Below are 25,196 nucleotides of genomic sequence, written 5' to 3'. Positions count from 1 at the left end.
AATATTTTAAACATCATTAATTCGTGTATTTTGTAAGTTTCAAAGAGTAAAATTAATGTCTTTATTAGAAATTAGCAATGATTATATAATTTAATGTTAATTGATATTAGTTATATATTGTTTTAATTATAATAAGGAAAATGTAATGAGTTAAATTTATCTTCATCTTCTATTTTTTTTTGCATAAGATGAGAACGATATACTTCATTGATAAAATCATTTTCGTTAAGTTCTTCTAGTAATTCTTGTTTTAATTTTATCTTATTTTTTATAGCTAATTTCATTCCAACTTGATTAATGTCTTCGCTTATATATTTATCTAAAATTCGTTTGGAATAAGTTAAATCTGTGCAATTAAAATACGTAAACATTAATTGACAAATTTTTTTGTAATTATCATTTTTTAAATGATAATCTAAAATTTCTGCTATATGAAAAAAATTTTCTATTAAATATTTTCCTACTGATTCTACCGTTCTTTTTTGATTGTATGTATTAATATATACTGTTTGTTTTGGTTTTCTTCCTTCAAGACTAATTCTTTCCCAATTGTTAGAATAATATTGAAGGTCTTTATTAGTTACTTTAGGAGAATCAGCAATAACACACCAAATTAAAAATAAATCTAACAATAATATTTGATTTTTTTCGATTCCTATACATGAAAAAGGATTAATATCTAATGATCGTATTTCTATATATTGAATTCCTTTATTTTTTAAAGCATTTATCATAGTATCATTAGATGTTAGCTGTATTTTAGGTCGAATATAGGTATATAATTCGTTTTCTATTTGTAAAATGTTAGTATTAACCTGTTTTAAATTTCCATAACAATCTACTAGCCCTAATTTTTCGAACCTTTTAGATGATGTGTGTATACCATATTGAAGTGATGATAAATAACTATTTAAAGAGTTAAATGTTAGATTTAAATTTTTTATTGACTCATTAGTATGTCCTAAACTACTTAATCTTAAAGAAGTAGACCATGGTAAATATAATGTTTTATTTTTACGGTAAAATTTTAAATTAATATTTTTATTTTTTATAAAAGATGAATCGATCGCAGGAGAAGCTCCAAATAAATAAGGAATTATCCATCCAAATCGATAGAAATTTCTAATTAAACATAAATATCCATTAGAAATAAAATTTTTTTTAATAATTTTATTATTTTTTTTCCATTCTTTCCAAAATGTAATTGGTAGTGAAAAATTATAGTGCACTCCAGAAATAATATTCATTAATGTGCCGTATCTATTTTTTAGTCCTTTCCTATAGAGTGTTTTCATTTTTCCAATATGAGATGTTCCATATTTTGCTAAGGTTATAGAACTATTTGAATTAATTTTTGGTGGAATGCTAAAAGGCCATAGATATTCTGTCTTTATATTTTTGCTAGAAAATCTATGAATATCTCGTAAAATTTTAAGTAAGTAATTTAAATCATTGGTAGGAGGAGTAATAAATTCTAATAGTGATTCAGAAAAATCAGTTGTAATCCATTTATGAGTTAAAGCTGAACCCATAGAATAAGGATGATCGTGTTTAGAAATCTCTCCATTGATATTTACACGTAAAGTTTCTCGTTCAATTCCTCTTAATATATTTTTTGAAATATTAGAATTAGATTTTAACCAGTGGATTTTATGTGATATTTTCGGAATCAAATGATCTCCTTATAATAAATGTAAGTGATATTAAAAATAAATTATAATATTTTATAGTAATAATTTTGTAAGCAAATTTAGTTAACAAAGTATAAGATTTACGCGAGTTGGATTTTACTAGAAAGGCTAAAATGTTATAATTTGTGCATCCGGAAGGATTTGAACCTCCAACCTCTCGGTTCGTAGCCGAGTGCTCTATCCAACTGAGCTACGGATGCTAATATCATTTACTTCGGTGAGAGAGAGATTCGAACTCTCGATGCGACAAATCACATACTCCCTTAGCAGGGGAGTGCCTTAAACCTCTCGGCCATCTCACCTAACACGTTTTATACTCTATAAATATTTTATAAAATAGTATTTATAATTTAAATTATAACTTGGATTAGATTATCATATTGATTTTATATTGTATAGTAATTTAAAAATATTTTATGTATTATAAATAATGATATTTAAGTGATATTTTAAATTTTAAAACATAAAGTATGAAATAAATTAATAATTACAGCACCTTGCTTTAGTAAAGAATAGCAAGATGCTGATATATTTAGCACTTAGATTTTTGGTTTTTTTCAGCTTGAATTCTCTGATATATTTCTTCACGATGTACTGAAATCGTTTTAGGAGCATTTACACCAATGCGTACCTGATTTCCTTTTACACCTAATACTGTTACAGATATCTCATCACCAATTATGAGTGTTTCTCCTACTCGACGAGTTAGAATAAGCATTTATTTTCCTTAAACTTTTAAAAGAGTGTAATCTTTATCCAAATTGTTAGTATTATTCCTAATACTAGGCTAAATATAACTTTTAAAATATCATGTTTTTAGTTGTTAATTTACTATTTTATATATATCTTAAAGCGTTTATTAATATTAGATTTCTTATAAATTAGAATTAATCCAATGTTTTATATTAATTAATTCTTTTTCTAGAAAATCTAAGTTTTTTGTTCCACCTTCAGCTATAGACGTCTTTCCTCCACCTTTTCCATGTAATTTCTTTAAAAGTATTTTTAGTAATTTATTAGCAGAAATTATATTAGATATATTATCTGTAACTCCTATAATAATTACTGCGTGATTATCAAAGACGTTTGCGAATATAATAATGGCTGATTTCAATTTATTTTTAAGTCTATCTATTATGTTTTTTAGTGTTTTAGAATCTTGTTTTTTAAATATATTTATAACAATTTTTACATTTTTAATAAATATATAATTTTTACTTAACATATTAACTATATTACATGTTTCTTTTTCATTTATTTCGTTTATTTTTCGTTCTAACTTTTTATTATTTAATAAAAGAACTTGAATACTATTTTTAATATTTTTATTTTTTGCTTTTAACATAATAGCAATATCTTGTAGTTCTTTTTCTCTTTCATGAATAATAGACAAAGCTATTTGTCCAGTCACAGCTTCTATTCTTCTTGTTCCAGATGATATACTTTTTTCAGTAATAATTTTAAAAAGTCCAATATCTCCCGTTCTTTTAGTATGAGTACCTCCACATAATTCAATTGAAAAATTATTAATTGAAAGAACACGAACTGTTTCGGTATATTTATTTTGAAATAAAGATATGGCATTTTCTTTTTCTGCTTCTTTCAAAGTCATAATTTTTGTTTTAATTAAAATATTGTGATTAATTTTCATATTAACCATATTTTCAATGTTCTGTATATCTTTTAAATTTATATGATTATAATGAGAAAAATCAAATCGTAAGAAACGTTCTGTAATATAAGAACCTTTTTGAAAAACATGATTTCCTAGTATTTTTCGCAGTGATGAATGTAATAAATGAGTAGCAGAATGATTAGATTGAATAAGCAATCTTCTATTATAGTTAATTTCAGCATTAACTATATTATTAATATTAAGATAACCTGATTCTACCTGTCCTATATGTCCGATTAGGTGTCCGTATTTTTTAGTATCATGTACTAAAAATTTTCCATTAGCGTTATAAATAACTCCAGTATCACCTATTTGGCCTCCTTGTTCTGCATAAAAAGGAGTGTCTTTTAATATTATTATTCCTAATTCATTTTTTGAAATAATTGTACTATGAGCATTATTATAGATTATATCGATAATGTGTGATTGTGTTTTTATAGTGTTATAACCTATAAATTTAGATGATATATTATTGTTTATAGATATGTTAGTATTTGGATTATTTTTTTTATAAAATTGTGTGTATTTTGTTGCTTTTTGTTGATGTTTCATGCAGTCTTCAAATTCTTTAATATCTAAAACGATGTTTTTTTCACGGCAAATATCTATAGTTAGGTCTATAGGAAATCCAAATGTATCATACAATTCAAATGCCAATTTTCCGTTAAGAATGTTATTTTTAATATTTTTTATTTCTGTTTCAAGTAGTTTTAATCCTTTTTCTAAAGTATTAATAAATTTACTTTCTTCCAATTTTAATACATCTTCGATTTGTTTTTGTTTTTTTTTCAAAATGTATGCATGTGTTCCTATAGAATGTATTAAAGTAGGAATTAGTTTATGTAGAAACAATCCTTTTATCCCAATATGATGTCCGTGCCGAATAGCTCGTCTAATGATTCTTCTTAGAACATAACCATGTTTTTCATTAGAAGGAAAAACATTTTCAGATATGATAAAAGAACTAGATCGAATATGATCTGCAATAACATATATATGTTTATAATTTAAGTTGTGAACAGTACTCATTTTAATAATTAAATTTATTAATGGTTGAAATAAATCAATCTCATAGTTAGAAACTACTTTTTGCATAATTGCCGAAATACGTTCTAATCCCATACCTGTATCTACTGAAGGTCTAGATAGTTTTACTATTTTATTATTATTTACCTTATTAAATTGCATAAATACAATATTCCAAATTTCAACAAATCGTTCTCCATTATTTGTATGGATTCCAGGAGGTTGTCCAAACAAATGATCTCCTTTATCGTAAAAAATTTCTGTAGATGGCCCACATGGTCCTGTATCTCCCATTTGCCAGAAATTATCTGAAGTATATTTATGATTTTTTTTATCACCTATTTTGATAATTTTTTCTTCTTTTACGTTGATGATATTTCTCCATATGTTATATGATTCTGAATCATATTTGTAAACAGTAATCCATAATTTTTCTTTAGATAAATTTAGCCATGTTTTTGATGTAAGAAGTTCCCAAGCATATGTAATAGCTTCTAATTTAAAATAATCTCCAAAACTAAAATTTCCTAACATTTCAAACAATGTATGATGTTTAGATGTATATCCTACATTTTCAAAATCATTATGTTTTCCTCCTGTTCGCAAACAATTTTGGGTTGTAGCAACTCGAGAATATTTAAAATTATGGTTTTCTTTTATAAATAAATCTTTAAATTGATTCATTCCAGCATTAGTAAATAGTAATGAAGAATCATCTGAAGAGATTAGTGAGCTACCTGGGAGAATAATATGATTTTTTTCTTTGAAAAATTGGAGAAACATTTTTCTTATTTCATTTGTTATATTTTGCATTTTTTAAATTATAAATTAAATATTTTGAAAGTTATTAAAATATACACTTAATTAAAATATGTTAATATTAAAATATTTTAGAATAATGTAAGTTTATTTTATACAAATTTTTGATTAATTATTTAATTTAATTATTAGTATAAACATTAATATATGTATGAATTTTATTAAATAAACATCGATGTCTTCATATTAAGGATATAAAATTAATAATTATTAATATTATATAAGAATAAAATAGTTTGTTATTATATGATAATAAAAATTTAAAATGATGATATTAATTTTATTGATGTAATAGTTTTAAATATCAGTGTAATTAAAATATAATTTTGATCATATTTTATATGTAATTATAGTTTTCAGGGATTGTTATATGACAAATACCAAAAATATTATTTTTGTTGTTCCTAACATATTTTCGTTAAAAACAAGATTAGATATTGTATTATCACGATTATTTTATAATTATTCTCGAACTTGTTTAAAAAATTGGATTTTAAATCATCAAGTCAATGTTAATGGAAGAACATTTAACAAACCTAGTATCAAAGTGTCATGCGGTGATTTGATTACTATTAATGTTATTAAAAGTAATGACCAGTTTTATAATGCACAAAATATTCATTTAAATGTTGTTTACGAAGATAATGATATTTTAGTTATTAATAAGCAATCTAATTTAGTTGTTCATCCTGGGGCAGGAAATAAGGATGGAACTTTATTAAATGCATTGTTATACAAGGATGAGAAATTTTTGAGCGTTCCTCGCTCTGGGATTGTACATAGATTGGATAAAAATACTACTGGATTAATGGTTATTGCAAAAAATGTTATATCTTATAATAATTTAATTAAATTAATGAAATCTAAAAACATTATTCGGAAATATGAAGCTATAGTACATGGTCGTATAATTTCAGGTGGAACTATCGATCGATGTATTAAACGACATCCAATAAAACGAGTAGTTATGACTACTAGTATATCAGGAAAGTCAGCTATCACACATTATAGAATTATAAAGCGTTTTTTTCATTATACTCATTTAGCGGTTAAATTAGAAACAGGACGTACACATCAAATTAGGGTACACATGCTCAGTATAAATCATCCCTTAGTAGGAGACAATATGTATGGAAATAAATATAAATTTCATAAAAAAATTACTTCAGATGTCTTAAAAGTAGTTAAAAATTTTCCTAGGCAAGCATTACATGCAAGCAAATTACGTTTAAAGCATCCAATAACAGGATTATGGATGGAATGGAATAGTACTTTGCCAAAAGATATTTTAGATCTGTTAAACTGTTTAAATGTGAATGACGATACAAACAAAAATTAGATATTATATAGATATATGAAATGCTATTTATTTTTAGTACTATTATGTGATAGTAATTTTTTTAAATAATGCAACAAATAATATTGTTTTTTTATTTATTTTCATATTTTTGTACATTTTCGAAAATATTTAATATATAAAAGTTGATATTTTAGATTAAAATATTTTTATTAAAAGGTATTTTATAGAATAGTTTTAAATAATTTTAAATAATACCTTATATTATTATGAGTAGCTATTTCAATTAAATTTTCTAATTTAATGATGTTGATGTTTTGTATCAATAGTAATTTATAAAAATTATTTAGTAGTAATAGTTATAATTTTTAGAGACTAATTTTGTTTTCTTTTATTTTTAAGTCTATTTATAGCTGTTTGTAAAGCCCAATAGTATCCGTCTAAACCTAATCCACAAAGAACTCCAGATGAAACATCAGATAACCATGAGTGTGCTCGAAAATTTTCGCGTGCATAAATATTGGAAATATGAACTTCTATAAAAGGTATGTCAATTCCAATTAACGCATCTCGTAATGCTATGCTAGTATGTGTAAAAGCGCCTGGATTAATTATAATATAGTCTATTTCTTCGTTAGAGCTATGAATTTTATTAATTAAAGTGCTTTCTGAATTAGATTGAATATGATGGACTTTTGTATTTAATAGTTTTCCTTTCTCGATTAGTTCATTTACTAATTGTACTAATGTAATATTTCCATAAATATTAGGTTCTCTTTTTCCTAATAAGTTTAAATTAGGGCCATTTATTATTAAAACATTAAAATCAAATTTCATGTTATTAAACTCTCTTTAGCAAGAATATAAAACGTTTGATGATTATATTATTAAAATAATATTATATTAATAATAAAATTATTTTTTTATTGTTTAGTTTTTGATATTTTGTAATTGAAGTTCGATCAACAATACTGATATAATTTTATCATACTTTATACATAAGTAAATTAATGAAATATCTTATTAGTAACATTATTTAATTTATATATATTTTTTAGTTTATTTTAAATATTTTATACTTAAAATAAGTGAGCTGCAATGGCATTTGATTTAGTTACTGAGTATTTATTAACTTCAAATAAAATTACTCATCAAGATCTTTTTAAAGTTTTAAGTGATATTTCAAAAAATAGAGTGGACTATTCTGATCTTTATTTTCAATCTAATTGTAGTGAGTCCTGGATATTAGAAGATAATATTGTTAAAGAAGGATTTTATCATCTTAATCAAGGAATTGGAGTAAGAGTTATTTCCGGAGAAAGTACTGGTTTTTCTTATTCAAATAGTATTACATTAAATGCATTAAAAGAAAGTTCGCGATTAGCAAGTAGTATTCTAAATAAAAATAATTCTATTTGTATTAAACCTTTTGAAATTATTAAAAGAAAACCTTTGTATACTTTAGATAATCCATTGGTAAACTTTGATTCTAGATATAAAGTAGAAATTCTTCATAAAGTAAATTCTATTGCTCGTAGTATTGATCATCGCATTATTAAGGTAAATGCAGTTTTAAGCGGTGAATATAGTCAAATATTAGTTTCTGCTACGGATGGAAATTTAGCAGCTGATATTCGTCCTTTAATTAGGTTATCAGTTAGTGTCATAGTTGAACATAAAGGAAAACGAGAATGTGGTTTTAGTGGAGGAGGTAGTCGAGATGGATATTCGTTTTTCTTTAAAAATCACTTTTCTGGTGTATCTTTTATAGAATATTATTCTAGAGAAGCGGTAAGAATTGCTTTAGTTAATTTATTTGCTAAAGATGCTCCTTCAGGAATGTTTCCTGTAGTATTAGGTCCTGGCTGGCCAGGAATTTTACTGCATGAGGCAGTTGGTCATGGATTAGAAGGAGATTTTAATCGACAAGGAACATCAGTGTTTACTAATAAAATTGGACATCAAGTTGCTTCAAAGTTATGTACTATAGTTGATGATGGGACTATTAAAAATAAAAGGGGATCTTTAACTGTTGATGATGAAGGCGTTCCAAGTCAATATAATATATTGATACAAAATGGGATTCTAAAAAGTTATATTCAAGATAAATTTAATTCTCGTTTAATGGGAACTAAAACGACAGGTAATGGTAGAAGAGAATCATATGCTCATTTACCTTTTCCTCGTATGACAAATACATATATGTTATCAGGAAATTCAACTCCTAAAGACATTATTAATAGCATAGAATATGGAATATATGCTTTGAATTTCAGCGGGGGACAGGTTGATATTACTTCAGGAAATTTTGTGTTTTCTACTGCTGAGGCTTATTTAATAAAAAATGGAGAAATTACTGATTCTATAAAAAATGCAATGTTAATTGGATCAGGTAGTAAAGTAATGAAAGAAATTTCTATGGTTGGAAATGATTTATCAATAGATGGAGGAATTGGAACATGTGTAAAAAATGGACAAAGCATTCCAGTAGGTGTAGGTCAACCAACAATAAAATTAAACGGTATTACGGTGGGGGGTACTAAATAGTAGTTTAATTTTGTTTTAATACTATATAAATTTTGATGTATAAAGTTTTTATGTAAAAATTATGCAGTCAAATTATAATAACTATATGACTGCATGATAAGTCATATAAATGTTATAAATTTATGAAGTACATTTTATAGTAATATAAATATTATTTTTTTGTTAGTAGTTCTTTTATTTTGGCTGATTTGCCTGTTCGATTACGTAGATAATATAATTTTGATTTTCTAACGTCTCCATTTTTTTTAATACAAATATTTTCAATATTTGGTGAATTAGAATGAAATACGCGTTCTACAGCGTATCCATTAGATATTTTTCGTACGCAAAATGAAAAATTAAAATATCTATTACGTTTAGCTATGACTATTCCTTCAAATGATTGAATTCTTTTTTTTGATCCTTCTACTATCCATATTTTAATTTCTATAGTATCCCCTGTTTTGAAAACAGGAATGTTATTTTTAATTTGTTCTTTTTCTATTGTTTGTATAATATTCATAATAATATTTTCCTAATATATAATTTATATTTAAATTATTATAATTTTTTTAATTTTGACATTTCTTTTTTAAATGTTTCTAATAAATTGTTTTCTTCTTGAGTAAGTGTAATATTATCTAATAAATCTGGCCTTTTAATCCAAGTATATCCTAGAGATTGCTTTAACCTCCATTTTTTTATTTTTTTATGATTTCCTGATAGTAAAACGTTAGGAACTTCCATATCATGAAAAAATTTAGGTCTAGTATAATGTGGGCAATCTAACAATCCATTATAGAAAGAATCACATTTTTTTGATTGTTTTTCTCCTAAAGTTCCAGGAATAAATCGACATATCATATCAATTAACACCATAGCAGGAAGTTCCCCTCCACTTAGAATATAATCTCCAATAGATATTTCTTCATCTATAATTTTACTTTGTATTAACCGTTCGTCTATGCCTTTGTATCGTCCACATAATAAAATCATATGTTTTATTTTTGATAGAGTGATAATTTTAGTTTGATTGATTTTAGCTCCTTGGGGTGATAGATAAAATACCCTTGCGTTACATCTAAGTGTATATTTAGCATGTTGAATGGCTTTTTCTAATGGTTCTGCTGTCATTAACATACCAGGTCCTCCTCCATAAGGATAATCGTCAATGTTCCGATATTTATTTTTTGTATAATTTCTAGGATTGAAAATACTAAGTTTCATAATTCCTTTTTGAATTGCTTTTCTGGTAATTCCGTAATCGGTGATAGTATGAAACATTTCTGGAAAAATACTAATTATTCCTATATTTAAATACGTTTTTTGGTTTTTTTTTAAAATGTTTTTATTCAACAATATAATTCCAATCTACTATAATAGTTTTATTACTAATATTTATTGTTTTTATAATTTTTTTTTCAATAAAAGGTATTAAGATATTTTGCTTTTTTTTGATGTTGTTTTTAAAGGTTTTATTAACAACAAGAATATCGTTGGAAAATGTTTGCATTAAGTCAGTTACTATTCCTAATTCTTTATTTTTTATGTTAAAAACATTACAACCTATCACGTCTTTCCAATAGTAATTATCGTTTTGTAGTTTTGGTAATGTACTTTGATTAATAATTACATGATAATTAGTTAGCTTTTCAGCTATAGAACGATTATTAATATTTTTGATTTTTACTAAAAAATATTTGTTTTTATCTTTCCAATTTTTTACATTAATAATTATTTTGAATTTTTCTTTTTGAATATACCAAGGATAATATTTAAAAATATTTTGTTTTTCTTCTGTAAAAGAAAATACTCGAATCCACCCTAATATCCCATGTGGTTTTCCAAATTTAGCAATAATTAAATTATTATGATGTTTTTTTTTAGTTCTTATGATTATTTCGTTCCTTATATGTTTTTATTAACCTTAGAAGTTATTTTAATTAAGTGTTTTACACGATCAGATATTTGAGCTCCATTTTTAATCCAATATTGCAGTTTTGTAAAGTTTATGTAAATATTATTAGAATTTTTTAATGATATTGGATTGAAAAACCCCACTTTTTCTATAAATTTACCATTTCTAGGACATCGGTTATCAGCGACAATAATTTGATAAAAAGGACGTTTTTTTGCTCCTACTCTTGCTAAACGAATTTTGACCATAATAGTTATACCTTTATAAATGATTTTATTTTTTATATTATAACTTAAAAATGATGTTATGAAAATATTTTATGATTTTAAGAATCGATTGTTAACTATGTTGTTTATTCCTTTCATCATTTTATTTATTCCACCTTTTTTAATAGTATTTATCATTTTCTTTATATTATAAAATTGTTTTAATAACGAATTTATTTCTTGTATTGATAAACCAGATCCTTTTGAAATACGACGTTTTCTTGATCCTTTAATTAATTCTGGTTGTTTTTTTTCTGTTGTAGTCATAGAATAAATCATTGTTTCCATTTTTAATAACATTTTTTCATTTATATTATTTTGGTCATTATTAAATATTGTTTGTGTTTTAGGTAATTTTCCTAATATTGAAGTAATGTTTCCGATCTTTTTTATTTGTTTTATTTGAGTTAATAAATCATTATAATCAAATTTTTCTCGACTTTTTATTGTTTTAGTTAACTTATCAATATTTTTCTTGTCAATTTTGCTTTCAATGTTTTCTATAAGAGTTAGCATGTCTCCCATACCAAGGATACGAGTTGCAATTCTATCTGGATAAAATATTTCAAATTCATCTAATTTTTCTCCAGTACTTAAAAATTTAATTGGTTTTTTTGTAATATATTTCATAGACAATATAATACCTGCTCTAGTATCGCTATCGGTTTTAGTTATAATAAATCCAGTAATGGATAAACTATTGTTAAATTTATGTGCGATATTTACTGCATCTTGACCTATCATTGCGTCGACTACTAATAATGTTTCAATAGGATTTATTTTATTTTGTATATTTGAAATTTCGTCCATCATATGTTTGTCAATATGAAGACGTCCAGCAGTATCTACTAATAATACATCATACAATTTTAATTTAGCAAAATTTAATGCTGTATTGGCTATTTCTATAGGACTTTGATTAGTATTAGAAGGATAGAAATCAATATTTGCTGTTTTTGATAATATTTCTAATTGTTTTATTGCTGCAGGTCGATAGATATCTGTAGATACAACTAATACTTTCTTCTTTTTGGTCTTTTTTATTTTTTTCCCTAGTTTTGCTATACTCGTCGTTTTTCCTTGACCTTGTAATCCTACTATCATTATTATTGCTGGAGGTTGAGTTGATAAGTTTAGGTTATTATTACCTTCTCCTAATATCATTATAAGTTCTTTTTTTACTAATTTTATTAACTCTTGTTCTGGAGTAAAGTTATTATTGAAGCTATTTCCAATAACTTGTTTAGATATAGAGTGTATGAAGTCTCGTACTACTGATAATGCGACATCTGCTTCTAATAAAGTTTGTCTTATTTCTCGCAATGTTTCTTTAATGTTATTTTCAGTTAATCTACCTTTATGAGAAAGTTTATTAAATATTTTTGAAAATCGCTCGGTTATATTACTAAACATGATTTTTACTCTATGATTAATTTAAAAAATTCGTTTAATTTTTTTATAAATATTAAATACGTTGTTAATTTTTAAGTATAAATTAAAGCATAATTGTTTAATTTTTAGATAACAAATATGCTTTTTAAACGATAATTATAAGGTCATATAATATCATTATTATATAAATTAATTAAATATAAATAATATGAGTTATAGCAATTAATAACTTTTAATAATTTTATAAAAAATTTTACTCCTCAACATTATTTATTTGAACAATAATGATTGCTATTATTTTTAAAATTTTAAAAGTTTTTATTTATGTTGTATAGAACTGATAAAAATCGTATATATTTTTGAGATAATTAATTGTTTATTGATAAAATAAAACTTTTAATAGATTACTGATATATGAAGTATTTTATAATGTTATTTTTTAGGTTATTTAATATATGCTCTATTTTTTTCATGAACAAAATAGAAGCATATATTAAAAATTGTAGAAATATATAATAAATAAACTCAATTATAAAGGATATTTTTCTATTGGATAACATCCTAGTATTTTAACTGAAGCAATAATTTTTAACTTATCAATAGCTTTTTTCATTTGATTGGTATTAATGTTATTTTTAATATCAATAAAAATTATTATTTTTTGTAATATTTTAGGTGTTTTATGAGATTTTAGTTGTCTTATTTTTAAATTATATTCTTTAAGTATTATAGCAATTTTTTCTACTAAATTTTTGTTATTATTGATTGATATCATGATAGTTGTTATAGTTGGAATATGAATAGATATATTTATATTTTTCTTTTTTAATATTATAAATCTAGTTATATTATGTTCTAAATTAGAAATATTTCTAGCTATAATTTTTAATTGATATATTTTAGAACATGTTTTGTTTCCTAATGCAGCCGATGCAAAGTTTACATCATCAGATATTTTTTTAATTGCGTCAGTAGTGCTGTTTGTATATTTTAATTTCCAATTAGGAAAATGTTCGATAAATTTACTACATTGCATTAGAGGTTGTTTATGACTATATATTGTTTTAATATTTATTAATTGAGTTTGCTTTTGTGATAATAAACAATGATCTATAGGAATATTTATCTCACCAATAATTGATAATTTAGTATCTATTAAAATTGTGTAAGTTTCTTCAATAGATCCTGAAGTATTATTTTCTATTGGCAAAACCGCATAATCAGATTTATTACATTCAACATTGTGAACAACTTCTTGAAAATTATTACAACAATGTTTGACAAAAAATTGAAAATATTTACTAGCGTATTTTTCGGTAGCATGATAAGAATATGAGCCATAATCACCGAGAAAAGAAAAACTTTTTAATTTTTTGTTTTCATAATAGTTATTTTTTATCCAATCATTTTGAGTTGAAATAGAATCTTGTATGATAATTTTAAATAAATTATAAATATATGTATCATGTAAATTATGTTTCTTTCCTAATATGGAAAGATCACTTAATAATAATTGCTCCCGTTCTATATCTCTTATTGGATAGTTTTGTTTGACTTTTATTTTTGCTATTTTTATTGCTATTTGTTTTCTTTTAGCAAGTAAAGTAATTAAGTCTTTATCTAAAGTATTGATAATATTTCGTAGTGTTAGTAAAGTACTTTTAGACTTCATATTTCACTGCCTTTCAGGCTAATTTCAAATATATAATTTTAATAAAACTGTTTTTATTTTTTAAAATTTATAAAATATTTATTATTTTAAAAATGTAATTTTTAATTAGAAACAGTAGTATTTTAAATTAAAGTTATATGAGAATTAATTAATATAAAAAATTATTATACAATGTTAAGTAAAAGTTATAAATTTAAAATAATAGAATGTATTTAGCATAGTATTAAGATATTCCAATATTTAAACTTTTTAATTATTAAAACGTTGACATATACTTAAATTATATTAAATTATTCTTTTAATTATAAAAACCTTTTATTGATGTTACAATGTTGTTAAGTTATTAAAATTTAAAATAATACTCATATTATAAATTTTTATAAAAATAAATAAAACTTTAATTTTATATAGGTAATTTAATGTGAAAAGCTTTTTTGCTAAAACTAGAAATTTACAGAGATCATGGTATTGTATTGACGCTTCAGGAAAAACTTTAGGACGATTAGCTTCTGTTCTTGCCACTCGATTACGTGGAAAACATAAAGTAGAATATACTCCTTATGTAGATATTGGAGATTATTTAATTGTTATTAATGCTAGAAAAATAATAGTAACAGGTAAAAAGTATACTGATAAAATTTATTATCGTCATACTGGTTATATAGGTGGGATTAAGAAAATAGCGTTTAAAGATATGATGTCTAACTTTCCTACTAGAGCTATTGAAATTGCAGTAAGAGGGATGCTACCAAAAGGTTCTCTAGGTCGAAGTATGTTTAAGAAACTTAAAGTATATTCTGATGAAAATCATTTTCATATAGCACAAAACCCAAAAATGCTAATTATTTAATTGGAGATATAGATAATGACTCAAGTATATAATTATGGAACTGGTCGTAGAAAAAGTTCTTCCGCTCGAGTGTTTCTTAAACCTGGAAAAGGAAATATTACAATTAATAATCGTTCACTAAAAAATTATTTTAGTTATAAAATTACATCTATGATAATTATAAAACCTTTAGAATTGGTTGATATGTTAAATAAATGTGATTTATATATCACTGTAAAAGGTGGAGGGGTTTCTGGTCAGGCTGGTGCAATTCGACATGGAATTACTCGCGCATTAATAAATTACGATATTTCTTTTCGAAATGAGTTAAGACAGTCAGGTTTCGTTACTCGTGATGCTCGTCGAGTAGAAAGAAAAAAAGTGGGTTTTCGAAAAGCAAGAAAACGTCCTCAATTTTCTAAACGTTAATTACTTTAATAAGATAATTTTATACATTTATATTCATGCCCGGAATAAACCGGGTAAATTATTTTATTTGAAATTAATTGTATAAATTAAATTATATTATTTTAGATATATTGTAATTTATAAATTTTTAACAAATAAGTTTAGAATAGTTATTTTGATAGGCATTTTAAACATTCATCTTGAAGTTTAAGACTATTAAAATTTTATTTTATGTAATAAATATATGAATTATTTTTTATTGTTATTAAGAAAGTTTTTAATAAACTGATGTATTTTTTTCTATAAATTGTAAAATGTCTTTACACATTGGTTTAATTCCTATTTTTCTTATTGACGAAATTAAGTAGTATGGTTTCTTTTGGTTTAAGTGAAATTTAATGAATGTAATAATGCTTTTTATTTTCTTTTCACTTACTAAATCAATTTTGTTAAATACTATCCAAATTGGTTTTTCACATAATTTTTTGCTGTAATTTTGTATCTCTTTTAAAATAATATTAATATTGTTTAAAATATTAAATTTATTTTCTATAGAAATATCAATTATATGTAATAATAAATGACATCTTTCTAAATGTTTTAAAAACTTAAATCCGAGTCCAAGTCCGTGTGAAGCTCCTTGAATTAAACCAGGTATATCAGCAATTACAAAACTTTTGTTTTTCTCTATTTTTACAGTACCTAATATTGGAGTAAGTGTTGTAAAAGGATAACTTTCTATTTTAGTTTTTGCTGCAGATATGTGGCTCACTAAAGTAGATTTTCCAGAATTTGGTAATCCTAGTGTTCCTACATCAGCTAATAAAATTAATTCTAATTTAATTTCTCTTTGTTCTCCTTGTGTTCCTAAAGTATTTTTTTTAGGCGTTCTATTGATAGAAGATTTAAACCTTGTATTTCCTAATCCATGCCATCCGCCTTTAGCTATTAAAATTAATTGTTTATTGTTTGTTATATCATCTATGATTTCTTTGGTATTGTTATCGATAATTCTAGTTCCAATAGGTATGTTGATTATAGTATCTTTTCCTTTTTTTCCTGATTGTTTTTTATTTTTTCCATTTTCGCCATTTTGGGCTTTAAAAGTTTTCTTAAATCTAAAATCAATTAAGGTATTTAAATTTCTATTAGCTTTTAGCCAAACATTACCTCCATTACCTCCATCACCTCCATCAGGGCCACCTTTTGGAATATATTTTTCTCGTCTAAAACTAATACACCCATTTCCTCCATTTCCAGCGATAACATGAATTGTAACTTGATCTAAAAACTTCATTATTTTAGTTTCCTTAAAATATTATTTGTAAAATTCATAATATTTCATATTAATTGTTTTATTTTTTTGGAATATAAAACTTATTAATATATATTTAATAAATTATACTTTGTGTACAAATAAAAAGTGTATTTATAAATATTTTTGTTAGTACACAAAGTTATAATATTGGAAAATCATGTTATAGAAATGATATTTACATATTTTTTACGTTTTATACCTTTTGTTTCAAATTTTACTTTTCCTTGAATTTTAGAAAATAATGTATGATCTTTACCACATCCTACATTTATACCGGCATGAAATTTTGTTCCCTTTTGACGGACTATAATACTGCCAGGAAGTACTAATTCTCCTTCAAAGTGTTTTACTCCTAATCTTTTAGAATGTGAGTCTCTTCCATTTCTAGTTGATCCTCCAGCTTTTTTATGAGCCATAAATTTTCCTTATTATCTATGAATATTAGTAATTAAAACTTTAGTAAAAAATTGACGATGACCTTGATGTTTTTTATAGTGTTTTCTTCGATTAAATTTAATAATATTAATTTTTTTATTACGTCCATGACTTACAACGTTTGCTGATATAAAACTATCTAATAATATTGGTTTTCCTATTGTTATTTCATTTTTATCTGATATCATTAAAATTTCTTTAAATTTTATTTGTTCTCCAGAAATATAATTTATTTTTTCTAACTTAATTATTTGACCTTTTTTAGCTTTGTATTGTTTTCCACCATGTGCAAAAATTGCATACATAATTTAATTCCATATGTTGTATATATTTTGAATAGTTTAATTTGTATTCTTATTAAGTTTGAACACAGAAGTAGTTTTTTAACGTGTTCTATATTTTATACTTGATAAAATATTGTTAAAACATAATTTAACTGAAAATGTGCTCTTGAATATTATTTTACTAATATTTATGTAAATATTGTATTTTAATGATTTGAAGATTATAATATATTATATTTTAAATGCGATTTAAGTGTATTATAATCTTGAACATGCAATTTAATTAAATGTGTAATATTTTAAAATTTTTAGATTTTAATATTGTAAACTATATTTTAATAATATTTTTATTTATTCTTAATTTTAGCGCCTATCATTTTAAGTTTTTTGTAAAAACTTTCATATCCTCTTGTAACAAAATTAGAATTTTTAATAATTGTGTTTCCATTAGCAATACAACCAGCTAATATTAGACTAGCTGCCCCTCGTAAATCTGATGCGATTATTTTAGCTGAATTTAATTTTTTTACTCCATAACAAAAAATAGAATTATTTTTTATCATTACTATTGCACCCATTTTTTTAAGTTCAGGTATGTGTATAAAGCGATTTTCAAATATAGTTTCGGTTATTTTACTTGTTCCATGTGAAATAATGTTTAGTAATGTAAACTGTGCTTGCATATCAGTAGGAAATCCTGGATATGGAGAAGTTGTAATATTAATAGCTTTAGGATGAATATTAACCATATTTAAGCTAATCCAATCATTACCAGCTTTTATTTTAGCTCCTGTTTGAATTAGTTTTTTTAAAAAATATGCTAGTAAATTGGGTTTGGTATTGTAACAAACAATGTGCCCGTTAGATATAGCCGCAGCTATTAAAAAAGTTCCAGTTTCAATTCTATCAGGAATAATAGTGTATTTACCTCCATGTAGTTTATTAACTCCTTTTATAATAATTTTTTTGCTTCCTGCTCCAGAAATTTTAGCTCCTATACTATTTAGAAAATTTGCAAGATCAATAATTTCTGGTTCACGTGCAGCATTGGAAATAATGGTAATTCCTGTAGCTAGAGTAGCTGTACTCATAATAGTAATAGTTGCGCCTACACTTATCTTAGATAACGTAATTTTGGTACCTTTTAGCTTTCCTACTACTGATCCAGTAATATAATTTTTGTATATAGTAATTTTAGCTCCTAATTGAGTTAATCCAAATATATGTAAGTCAATTTCTCTATACCCTATTTTACATCCTCCTGGAAAAGATATTTTTGCATAACCACATCTTGCTAATAAAGGGCCTAATATCCAAATAGAAGCACGTATTTTTTTTGTTATATAATTGGATATAATGCAATTTTTTATTGTACTAGAATCGAGATATATTTCTTTTTTAACTTCTATTTTTACTCCTAATTTAGTTAGTATTTTCATTGCGTTAGTAGTATCTAGCAATACTGGAATGTTATGTAATTCTATTGGTTCTTTTGATAATATTGATGTTAATAATATAGGTAAAGCAGCATTTTTTGAACCAGAAATTTTTACTTCTCCTAGAAGATTGGTAGGACCTGTTACGTAACATGTTTTCATTTTAACTAATTATATTTTTTGTTATTCCATTCTTTTAAAGAATATGTTTTTATTGAAATAGAGTGAATTGTTTTATCTGCAATATAGTGCATTAATTGTGAATAAATTATCTTTTGTTTTTCTACTTCACTTTTATTATGAAATATATCATCAATAGCTATTATTTCAATATAGTTATTATCTCCAGTAACTTTAACTTCATTTAACGATAAAGATTTTATTAATAAATGTTTAATTTTTTCTGTGATCATTAGTATTGTTCTTTTTTTTTGATTAAATTTCGTATATATAATATCAGAACATAATTTATGAATATATCTCTAATTATGAATAATTTTTTTTTGAAATAAGATATTTTATATTTTTTAATTTTTAAATATAGTTTTTATCTGTTTATATCATAATTTTTAACATGTTTCTTATTTTGTTGAAGTGATAATTTATATACTATCTTATAACTATTATTTAAAATACTTTATATTTTAAATTATAACTGGATTATTAGAAGTTACTTTTTATACTAATATTAATTTAAATGTAATTTTTTAGTTAGAATAAAGCTAGCTACTATAGTTGGCATTTTTTATTAACATAATATTAATATAATAATTTGTATCTGAAATAACTTTTTTAAAAAATTTCTAAATATTTATTTTATTGAAGTGTAATTATAAGGAGTAAATATGAATAATCAAATTCCAATGACATTATTAGGTGCTGAAAAACTTCGTAGAGAACTGGAAATGCTTAAGAAAGTACGAAGACCTAAAATTATAGCTTCTATTATAGAAGCTAGACAACATGGTGATTTAAAAGAAAATTCAGAATATCATGCGGCAAGGGAAGAGCAAAGTTTTTGTGAAGGAAGAATCAAAGAAATTGAATTAAAATTATCTAAAATTCAAATAATTGATGTTACTCAAATTAAAAATCGTGGAATCGTTATTTTTGGATCTACAGTAACTATACTTAATTCTAAAACAAAAAAAATATTTATTTATCGTATTGTTGGGGATGACGAATCAAATTTCAAACTCAACTTAATTTCTATTAATTCACCTATGTCTAGGGGATTAATTGGGAAAAAAGTTGGTGATATCGCTATAATTAAGACCCCGTCTGGTGATGTAAAATATGAAATACTAAGTGTAGAGTATAAGTAATTAATAGTTAGTTATGATGTTGTAAAAATTTAAAATTTAACCAATATGGTGTTTATATTTATTAAATAACAAAGATGTGCGTTATTTTATAGTAATATTCATCCTTTAATATAATAATTATCATATTACTTTCTAAAGCGTTCATGTTTATATCATATATTTTTAAGTATGATAATATTTTTAAGAATTATAAACGTTTTACTGTTGTCACTATATATATGTTATTGATAAAATTGATTTTTAATAATCTCACTTAAAAATGGTATTATCAGTGTCTAAAGCTCGTTCTTTAAGTTCTAAAAGATGGATTAGACGACACATTAAAGATCCGTATGTAAATTTATCTTATAAAAAAAATATTCGATCTAGAGCTTATTTTAAGTTAGACCATATACATAACGTTAGTAAATTGTTCAAAAAAGGCATGGCTATAATAGATTTAGGTTCTTCTCCTGGAAGTTGGTCTCAATACGCTAGTAAAAAAATAGGAGATAAAGGGTGTATTATAGCCTGCGATATATTACCTATGTTTCCAATTAAAGGTGTTTTTTTCATTCAAGGTGATATTAGACAATTTAAAGTTATTAATGTTTTATTGACTTTTTTAAAAAATAAAAAAGTAGATTTAGTTATGTCTGATATGGCTCCTAATATGAGTGGATCTTATTGTATAGATCATCCTAGATCTATAAAATTAAGTAAACTAGCTTTAGAAATATCTAAAAAAATATTATTGTATAATGGAAAATTATTGGTAAAGGCATTTTATGGTGATCAATTTCGTTCGTTTATTGATCGAGTTAAAACTGAATTTACTAAAGTAAAAATTTTTAAACCAAATTCTTCTCGAATTCGTTCTAGAGAAGTGTATGTTATAGCATCTGAGCGAAAAAAATAGCTATTTTATGTGTCATTTTATTTAATGGTTTTAAATTTGTGAGGTTAATCTCTTGAGTGATATGGCTAAGAACCTTATTCTTTGGTTAGTAATTGCAATGGTATTAATGTCTATCTTTCAGAATTTTAATTCTAATAATATAAATTATCGGAAAGTGGATTATTCTACTTTTTTATCAGAAGTAAATCAAGATCAGATTAGTAAAGTGTATGTCAATGGACGTGAAATTAATGTAATAAAAAAAGATAATAGTAGATATATAACGTATATTCCTATGAATGATCCTAAATTGCTGGATACTCTATTAATAAAAAATGTAAAAATAATAGGAGAAATACAAGATGAACCAAGTTTTTTAACTTCTATTTTTATTTCATGGTTTCCTATGTTTTTGTTAATTGGAGTTTGGATTTTTTTCATGCGTCAAATGCAACTTGGTGGTGGAAAAGGCGCTATGTCTTTTGGAAAAAGTAAAGCTAGGATGTTGTCTGAAGATCAAATTACAATTACTTTTTCTGATGTAGCAGGGTGTGATGAAGCTAAATCTGAAGTAAAAGAATTAGTAGATTATCTTAGAGAACCTACTAGATTTCAAAAGTTAGGAGGAAAAATTCCAAAAGGAATTTTAATGGTAGGTCCTCCTGGAACTGGTAAAACTCTTTTAGCAAAAGCTATTGCTGGAGAAGCTAAAGTTCCTTTTTTTACCATCTCAGGTTCTGATTTTGTAGAAATGTTTGTAGGAGTTGGAGCGTCTAGAGTTCGCGACATGTTTGAACATTCCAGAAAATCTGCACCATGCATAATTTTTATTGATGAAATTGATGCTGTAGGTCGTCAAAGAGGAGCTGGATTAGGAGGTGGACATGATGAGCGCGAACAAACGTTAAATCAAATGTTAGTAGAAATGGATGGATTTGATGGTAATGAAGGAATAATACTAATTGCTGCTACTAATCGACCAGACGTTTTAGATCCTGCTTTATTGAGACCTGGAAGATTTGATCGTCAAATATTTGTAGCATTACCTGACATTAAGGGTCGATCTCAAATTATTAAAGTACATATGAAAAAAGTTCCTTTAAGTAAAGATGTAGATCCTATGATTATAGCTCGTGGAACTCCAGGATTTTCTGGAGCTGATTTAGCAAATTTAGTTAATGAAGCAGCGTTATTTGCAGCTCGAAATAATAATCAAGTAGTATCAATGTTTGATTTTGAAAGAGCAAAAGATAAAATTATTATGGGAACTGAAAGACGATCTATGGTTATAACAGATAAACAAAAGGAATCTACAGCATATCATGAAGCTGGACATGTTATTGTAGGTTGGTTAGTTCCAGAGCATGATCCTGCTCATAAAGTTACAATTATTCCAAGAGGTAGAGCATTAGGAGTAACCTTTTTCTTGCCAGAAGATGATGTATTAAGTATTAGTAAAAAGAAATTAGAAAGCCAAATATCTACATTGTATGGAGGTAGGTTGGCAGAAGAAATAATTTATGGTGAAAATAATGTATCTACAGGTGCATTTAATGACATAAAAGTTGCAACTAGTTTAGCTCGAAACATGGTAACGCAGTGGGGCTTTTCGAAAAAGTTAGGTCCTCTTCTATATGCTGAAGAAGAAGGTGAAATATTTTTAGGCAGAACGGTGTCAAAATCTAAACATATGTCTGATGAAACAGCAAGAATTATTGATGAAGAAGTAAAGTTATTAATAGATAAAAATTATTACCGAGCGAAAAAAATATTAGATGAAAACTTAGATATTCTTCATGCTATGAAGGATGCATTAATAAAATATGAAACAATTGATTTTCATCAAATTAATGATTTAATGCAAAGAAAATCTGTTCGACAACCTGATGGTTGGAGTGAAGATAATAATTAAGTAAACGATATTTTATATTTAAATATTTTAATAGTTAAAATTAAACTACATTTGATTACATTTATAATATAATTATATTATTTCTTAAGTTAATGAAAATTTATGTAAAAAAATTGATACGTAATATAAATTTTTCGAGATTGCTATCTCTTAAACTATAATTTTAAGAGATAGCTTATGAATAGATATTAATTATTAATTAATAATTTTGTATGATTTTTAATAATATGCATATTTATAAAGCATAAGTGAGTTCATTTAAATTTAATTAAATTTTTAATAAATACAGTTTGAAATATGTGTTATTTATTTTTTATTTCGCTGAAATTTATTATTATAGTATAAGGATAATAAATTGAATGTTAAAAAATATTTTGGAACGGATGGTATTCGTGGAAAGGTTGGTATATTTCCTATAACTCCAGATTTTTTTTTAAAGTTTGGCTTTGTTATTGGAAGATTATTATTTAAAAATAATTCTAAAAAAGTAATTGTAGGAACAGATACTAGAATTTCTAATTGTATGTTGGAATCAGCATTGAATTCAGGTTTGTCTGCTTCTGGTATTTCTGTAATATCAATAGGTATTATTTCTACTCCAGCTATTGGATATTTAACAAGATTATTAAAGTTGGAAGTAGGAATAGTAATATCAGCATCTCATAATTCATTTAAAGATAATGGTATAAAACTATTTTTAAAAAAAGGTGTTAAATTATCTATTATTTTAGAAAAAGAAATTGAAAGAGAATTAGAAAAACCTACATTTTTTTGTAATATATCTCATTCAGCTTCTATTAAAAAAGATAAAAATATTTATAAAGAATATATTAAATTTTGTAAATCAACTATACCGTTTTATCTTAATTTAAAATCATTTAAAATTGTATTAGATTGTGCTAATGGAGCGACTTATCGAATAGCACCTAAAATTTTTAGAGATTTAGGTGCTAATTTAGTTACTATATCTGTTGTTCCAAATGGATATAACATTAATAAAAACTGTGGATCAACAAATATTAGTAATTTAAAATTACGAGTATTGTCTGAAAAAGCAGATATAGGTTTAGCTTTTGATGGTGATGGAGATCGAGTTATTATGGTGGATCATTTAGGCAATAAAGTAAATGGTGATCAAATGTTATATGTTTTAGCAAAATTTTATTTATATCATAAAATTCACAATGAAGGTGTAGTTGGTACTGTAATGAGTAATAATGGATTATTAGTGGCATTAAAAAAAATAGGTATTCCTTTTATTAAAACTAATGTAGGGGATAGAAATATAATAAGAAAATTGCAGAAAAAACAATGGAGATTAGGTGCAGAAAGTTCTGGTCATGTTATTATATTAGATATGTCGCCTATTGTAGATGGTATTATTACTGGTTTACAGATTATTAAAGTCATGTTAAATACTCAAATGAGTTTGTTTCAATTATGTTCTGAAATAAACTTGTTTCCTCAAGTTATAATAAATGTAGATGCTGGAAGAAAAAATGACTTTGATAAATATAGAAAAATACAAACTATACTCCCTAAATATAAAAATATGTTAGGTGAATTTGGACGAATATTTTTAAGAAAATCTGGAACAGAATCATGTTTTAGAATTTTAGTAGAAGATCAAAATAAGAGTATTGTTACATTTATTTCTAATAATTTAAAAAAACATCTTAATTATATGTAGAAATTTTAAAAAGTATTGTTATTTATATTTTTAGTAACATATATTTAATATTAGTATTAAAGTATTTATAATATTTCTATTTTTTATCTTAATTGTGAATTTTTATAATAGTTAGGAACAATGTTATGTACAGTTTTTTTTTGGGAGTTTTTATATTTGTTTCTATTTGTCTTATTTTTTTAATTATGATACAAAATAGAAAAGATGGTAGTGGAAATTCTAGTTTTAGTTCAGTAAAATCACCTCAGGTAATAACGTATTATAATGATAATATGTTAACCTGTGTTACAGGTATATTCGCTTTTTTGTTTTTTTTTGTTAGTTTAATAATATGTAATATTAGTTATAATAATATTCTTTGATTACATTTAAAATATACAACAAAATTTAACTTTTTTGT

General features: G+C 24.4%; 24 protein-coding genes and 2 tRNA genes. 9 read left to right on the top strand and 17 right to left on the bottom strand.

The window, feature by feature from the left end; genetic code table 11:
* Positions 1 to 122: 122 nt before the first annotated feature.
* The 5 genes from gshA to alaS all read right to left on the bottom strand — a co-directional run bounded on the left by gshA (position 123) and on the right by alaS (position 5,175).
* The gene (gshA, locus tag UAT33_01910; GenBank protein XBC43691.1) at positions 123 to 1,673 is read right to left on the bottom strand and encodes a glutamate--cysteine ligase; all 1,551 of its coding nucleotides are present in this window, start codon (positions 1,671 to 1,673) and stop codon (positions 123 to 125) included.
* 144 nt (positions 1,674 to 1,817) lie between these two features.
* Positions 1,818 to 1,891 (bottom strand) — tRNA-Arg (locus UAT33_01905).
* 15 nt (positions 1,892 to 1,906) lie between these two features.
* Positions 1,907 to 1,993: transfer RNA gene (locus UAT33_01900), tRNA-Ser, on the bottom strand.
* A gap of 230 nt (positions 1,994 to 2,223) precedes the next feature.
* Positions 2,224 to 2,409: a carbon storage regulator CsrA gene (gene csrA / locus UAT33_01895; protein ID XBC43690.1), complete on the bottom strand. Its 186-nt coding sequence runs from the start codon at positions 2,407 to 2,409 to the stop codon at positions 2,224 to 2,226.
* Positions 2,410 to 2,565: 156 nt separating this feature from the next.
* A complete protein-coding gene (alaS, locus tag UAT33_01890; protein XBC43689.1) occupies positions 2,566 to 5,175 on the bottom strand; it encodes an alanine--tRNA ligase in 2,610 nt (869 codons plus the stop codon).
* Positions 5,176 to 5,581: 406 nt separating this feature from the next.
* On the opposite strand from alaS, the gene rluD reads away from it, so the two are divergent.
* Positions 5,582 to 6,550 (top strand): 23S rRNA pseudouridine(1911/1915/1917) synthase RluD, encoded by a 969-nt coding sequence (gene rluD / locus UAT33_01885; GenBank protein XBC43688.1) that lies wholly within the window; start codon positions 5,582 to 5,584, stop codon positions 6,548 to 6,550.
* Positions 6,551 to 6,883: 333 nt separating this feature from the next.
* Here rluD and aroQ read toward each other — a convergent pair whose 3' ends face one another.
* A complete protein-coding gene (aroQ, locus tag UAT33_01880; protein ID XBC43687.1) occupies positions 6,884 to 7,345 on the bottom strand; it encodes a type II 3-dehydroquinate dehydratase in 462 nt (153 codons plus the stop codon).
* A gap of 261 nt (positions 7,346 to 7,606) precedes the next feature.
* On the opposite strand from aroQ, the gene tldD reads away from it, so the two are divergent.
* Complete coding sequence (gene tldD / locus UAT33_01875; protein XBC43686.1) at positions 7,607 to 9,055, top strand: metalloprotease TldD; 1,449 nt, start codon at positions 7,607 to 7,609, stop codon at positions 9,053 to 9,055.
* Positions 9,056 to 9,206: 151 nt separating this feature from the next.
* Here the strand turns inward: tldD and rplS are convergent, their stop codons facing one another.
* The 6 genes from rplS to UAT33_01845 all read right to left on the bottom strand — a co-directional run bounded on the left by rplS (position 9,207) and on the right by UAT33_01845 (position 14,282).
* On the bottom strand, positions 9,207 to 9,560 hold the full coding sequence (gene rplS / locus UAT33_01870) for a 50S ribosomal protein L19 (GenBank protein XBC44113.1): 354 nt from the start codon (positions 9,558 to 9,560) through the stop codon (positions 9,207 to 9,209).
* Positions 9,561 to 9,595: 35 nt separating this feature from the next.
* Positions 9,596 to 10,390, bottom strand: a complete 795-nt coding sequence (trmD, locus tag UAT33_01865) for a tRNA (guanosine(37)-N1)-methyltransferase TrmD (GenBank protein XBC43685.1) — start codon at positions 10,388 to 10,390, stop codon at positions 9,596 to 9,598.
* Complete coding sequence (rimM, locus tag UAT33_01860; GenBank protein XBC44112.1) at positions 10,383 to 10,892, bottom strand: ribosome maturation factor RimM; 510 nt, start codon at positions 10,890 to 10,892, stop codon at positions 10,383 to 10,385. The genes trmD and rimM overlap by 8 nt, the downstream gene beginning before the upstream one ends.
* Before the next feature lie 50 nt (positions 10,893 to 10,942).
* Positions 10,943 to 11,200 (bottom strand): 30S ribosomal protein S16, encoded by a 258-nt coding sequence (gene rpsP, locus UAT33_01855; protein XBC43684.1) that lies wholly within the window; start codon positions 11,198 to 11,200, stop codon positions 10,943 to 10,945.
* A gap of 69 nt (positions 11,201 to 11,269) precedes the next feature.
* Positions 11,270 to 12,631: a signal recognition particle protein gene (gene ffh, locus UAT33_01850; GenBank protein XBC43683.1), complete on the bottom strand. Its 1,362-nt coding sequence runs from the start codon at positions 12,629 to 12,631 to the stop codon at positions 11,270 to 11,272.
* Between the two features lie 508 nt (positions 12,632 to 13,139).
* A complete protein-coding gene (locus tag UAT33_01845; protein ID XBC43682.1) occupies positions 13,140 to 14,282 on the bottom strand; it encodes a chorismate mutase in 1,143 nt (380 codons plus the stop codon).
* A gap of 421 nt (positions 14,283 to 14,703) precedes the next feature.
* Between UAT33_01845 and rplM the strand changes: the two genes are divergently transcribed.
* Together rplM and rpsI are read left to right on the top strand one after the other, a co-directional pair.
* Positions 14,704 to 15,132 (top strand): 50S ribosomal protein L13, encoded by a 429-nt coding sequence (gene rplM, locus UAT33_01840; GenBank protein XBC43681.1) that lies wholly within the window; start codon positions 14,704 to 14,706, stop codon positions 15,130 to 15,132.
* A 15-nt stretch (positions 15,133 to 15,147) separates the two neighbouring features.
* On the top strand, positions 15,148 to 15,540 hold the full coding sequence (rpsI, locus tag UAT33_01835) for a 30S ribosomal protein S9 (GenBank protein XBC43680.1): 393 nt from the start codon (positions 15,148 to 15,150) through the stop codon (positions 15,538 to 15,540).
* Between the two features lie 256 nt (positions 15,541 to 15,796).
* Here the strand turns inward: rpsI and cgtA are convergent, their stop codons facing one another.
* The 5 genes from cgtA to UAT33_01810 form a co-directional block, all read right to left on the bottom strand.
* Entirely contained in the window at positions 15,797 to 16,816 is a 1,020-nt protein-coding gene (cgtA, locus tag UAT33_01830; GenBank protein XBC43679.1) for an Obg family GTPase CgtA, read from the bottom strand.
* A gap of 176 nt (positions 16,817 to 16,992) precedes the next feature.
* Positions 16,993 to 17,253, bottom strand: coding sequence for a 50S ribosomal protein L27 (rpmA, locus tag UAT33_01825; GenBank protein ID XBC43678.1), 261 nt, complete (start codon positions 17,251 to 17,253; stop codon positions 16,993 to 16,995).
* Positions 17,254 to 17,265: 12 nt separating this feature from the next.
* Positions 17,266 to 17,577: a 50S ribosomal protein L21 gene (gene rplU, locus UAT33_01820; GenBank protein XBC43677.1), complete on the bottom strand. Its 312-nt coding sequence runs from the start codon at positions 17,575 to 17,577 to the stop codon at positions 17,266 to 17,268.
* A gap of 326 nt (positions 17,578 to 17,903) precedes the next feature.
* A complete protein-coding gene (gene murA / locus UAT33_01815; GenBank protein ID XBC43676.1) occupies positions 17,904 to 19,154 on the bottom strand; it encodes a UDP-N-acetylglucosamine 1-carboxyvinyltransferase in 1,251 nt (416 codons plus the stop codon).
* A 5-nt stretch (positions 19,155 to 19,159) separates the two neighbouring features.
* Positions 19,160 to 19,405 carry a BolA/IbaG family iron-sulfur metabolism protein gene (locus tag UAT33_01810; protein XBC43675.1) on the bottom strand — a complete coding sequence of 82 codons (246 nt, stop codon included), beginning with the start codon at positions 19,403 to 19,405 and terminating at the stop codon, positions 19,160 to 19,162.
* A 432-nt stretch (positions 19,406 to 19,837) separates the two neighbouring features.
* Here UAT33_01810 and greA point away from each other — a divergent pair, with 432 nt between their 5' ends.
* The 5 genes from greA (at position 19,838) to secG (ending at position 25,158) form a co-directional block, all read left to right on the top strand.
* The gene (gene greA, locus UAT33_01805) at positions 19,838 to 20,317 is read left to right on the top strand and encodes a transcription elongation factor GreA (protein XBC43674.1); all 480 of its coding nucleotides are present in this window, start codon (positions 19,838 to 19,840) and stop codon (positions 20,315 to 20,317) included.
* 259 nt (positions 20,318 to 20,576) lie between these two features.
* On the top strand, positions 20,577 to 21,215 hold the full coding sequence (locus tag UAT33_01800) for an SAM-dependent methyltransferase (GenBank protein XBC43673.1): 639 nt from the start codon (positions 20,577 to 20,579) through the stop codon (positions 21,213 to 21,215).
* Between the two features lie 61 nt (positions 21,216 to 21,276).
* Positions 21,277 to 23,106: an ATP-dependent zinc metalloprotease FtsH gene (gene ftsH / locus UAT33_01795; GenBank protein ID XBC43672.1), complete on the top strand. Its 1,830-nt coding sequence runs from the start codon at positions 21,277 to 21,279 to the stop codon at positions 23,104 to 23,106.
* Between the two features lie 355 nt (positions 23,107 to 23,461).
* On the top strand, positions 23,462 to 24,796 hold the full coding sequence (glmM, locus tag UAT33_01790) for a phosphoglucosamine mutase (GenBank protein ID XBC43671.1): 1,335 nt from the start codon (positions 23,462 to 23,464) through the stop codon (positions 24,794 to 24,796).
* Positions 24,797 to 24,921: 125 nt separating this feature from the next.
* Positions 24,922 to 25,158 carry a preprotein translocase subunit SecG gene (gene secG, locus UAT33_01785; protein ID XBC43670.1) on the top strand — a complete coding sequence of 79 codons (237 nt, stop codon included), beginning with the start codon at positions 24,922 to 24,924 and terminating at the stop codon, positions 25,156 to 25,158.
* The last annotated feature ends 38 nt before the right edge of the window (positions 25,159 to 25,196 follow it).

Source organism: Buchnera aphidicola (Floraphis choui), from assembly GCA_039830045.1.
Taxonomy (GTDB): domain Bacteria; phylum Pseudomonadota; class Gammaproteobacteria; order Enterobacterales; family Enterobacteriaceae; genus Buchnera_B; species Buchnera_B aphidicola_AX.
The sequence above is the reverse complement of the archived record's forward strand: the minus strand, read 5'-3'. Positions and strand labels throughout refer to the sequence as shown.

What these genes read in the sequence shown, in the direction of transcription:
- rpmA (XBC43678.1), bottom strand. Translation starts at nt 17,253, where the DNA reads ATGGCTCATAAAAAAGCTGGAGGATCAACTAGAAATGGAAGAGACTCA.
- cgtA (XBC43679.1), bottom strand. Translation starts at nt 16,816, where the DNA reads ATGAAGTTTTTAGATCAAGTTACAATTCATGTTATCGCTGGAAATGGA.
- alaS (XBC43689.1), bottom strand. Translation starts at nt 5,175, where the DNA reads ATGTTTCTCCAATTTTTCAAAGAAAAAAATCATATTATTCTCCCAGGT.
- rpsP (XBC43684.1), bottom strand. Translation starts at nt 11,200, where the DNA reads ATGGTCAAAATTCGTTTAGCAAGAGTAGGAGCAAAAAAACGTCCTTTT.
- UAT33_01810 (XBC43675.1), bottom strand. Translation starts at nt 19,405, where the DNA reads ATGATCACAGAAAAAATTAAACATTTATTAATAAAATCTTTATCGTTA.
- murA (XBC43676.1), bottom strand. Translation starts at nt 19,154, where the DNA reads ATGAAAACATGTTACGTAACAGGTCCTACCAATCTTCTAGGAGAAGTA.
- ftsH (XBC43672.1), top strand. Translation starts at nt 21,277, where the DNA reads ATGGCTAAGAACCTTATTCTTTGGTTAGTAATTGCAATGGTATTAATG.
- rplU (XBC43677.1), bottom strand. Translation starts at nt 17,577, where the DNA reads ATGTATGCAATTTTTGCACATGGTGGAAAACAATACAAAGCTAAAAAA.
- UAT33_01845 (XBC43682.1), bottom strand. Translation starts at nt 14,282, where the DNA reads ATGAAGTCTAAAAGTACTTTACTAACACTACGAAATATTATCAATACT.
- tldD (XBC43686.1), top strand. Translation starts at nt 7,607, where the DNA reads ATGGCATTTGATTTAGTTACTGAGTATTTATTAACTTCAAATAAAATT.
- csrA (XBC43690.1), bottom strand. Translation starts at nt 2,409, where the DNA reads ATGCTTATTCTAACTCGTCGAGTAGGAGAAACACTCATAATTGGTGAT.
- rluD (XBC43688.1), top strand. Translation starts at nt 5,582, where the DNA reads ATGACAAATACCAAAAATATTATTTTTGTTGTTCCTAACATATTTTCG.
- secG (XBC43670.1), top strand. Translation starts at nt 24,922, where the DNA reads ATGTACAGTTTTTTTTTGGGAGTTTTTATATTTGTTTCTATTTGTCTT.
- ffh (XBC43683.1), bottom strand. Translation starts at nt 12,631, where the DNA reads ATGTTTAGTAATATAACCGAGCGATTTTCAAAAATATTTAATAAACTT.
- UAT33_01800 (XBC43673.1), top strand. Translation starts at nt 20,577, where the DNA reads ATGGTATTATCAGTGTCTAAAGCTCGTTCTTTAAGTTCTAAAAGATGG.
- rpsI (XBC43680.1), top strand. Translation starts at nt 15,148, where the DNA reads ATGACTCAAGTATATAATTATGGAACTGGTCGTAGAAAAAGTTCTTCC.
- aroQ (XBC43687.1), bottom strand. Translation starts at nt 7,345, where the DNA reads ATGAAATTTGATTTTAATGTTTTAATAATAAATGGCCCTAATTTAAAC.
- greA (XBC43674.1), top strand. Translation starts at nt 19,838, where the DNA reads ATGAATAATCAAATTCCAATGACATTATTAGGTGCTGAAAAACTTCGT.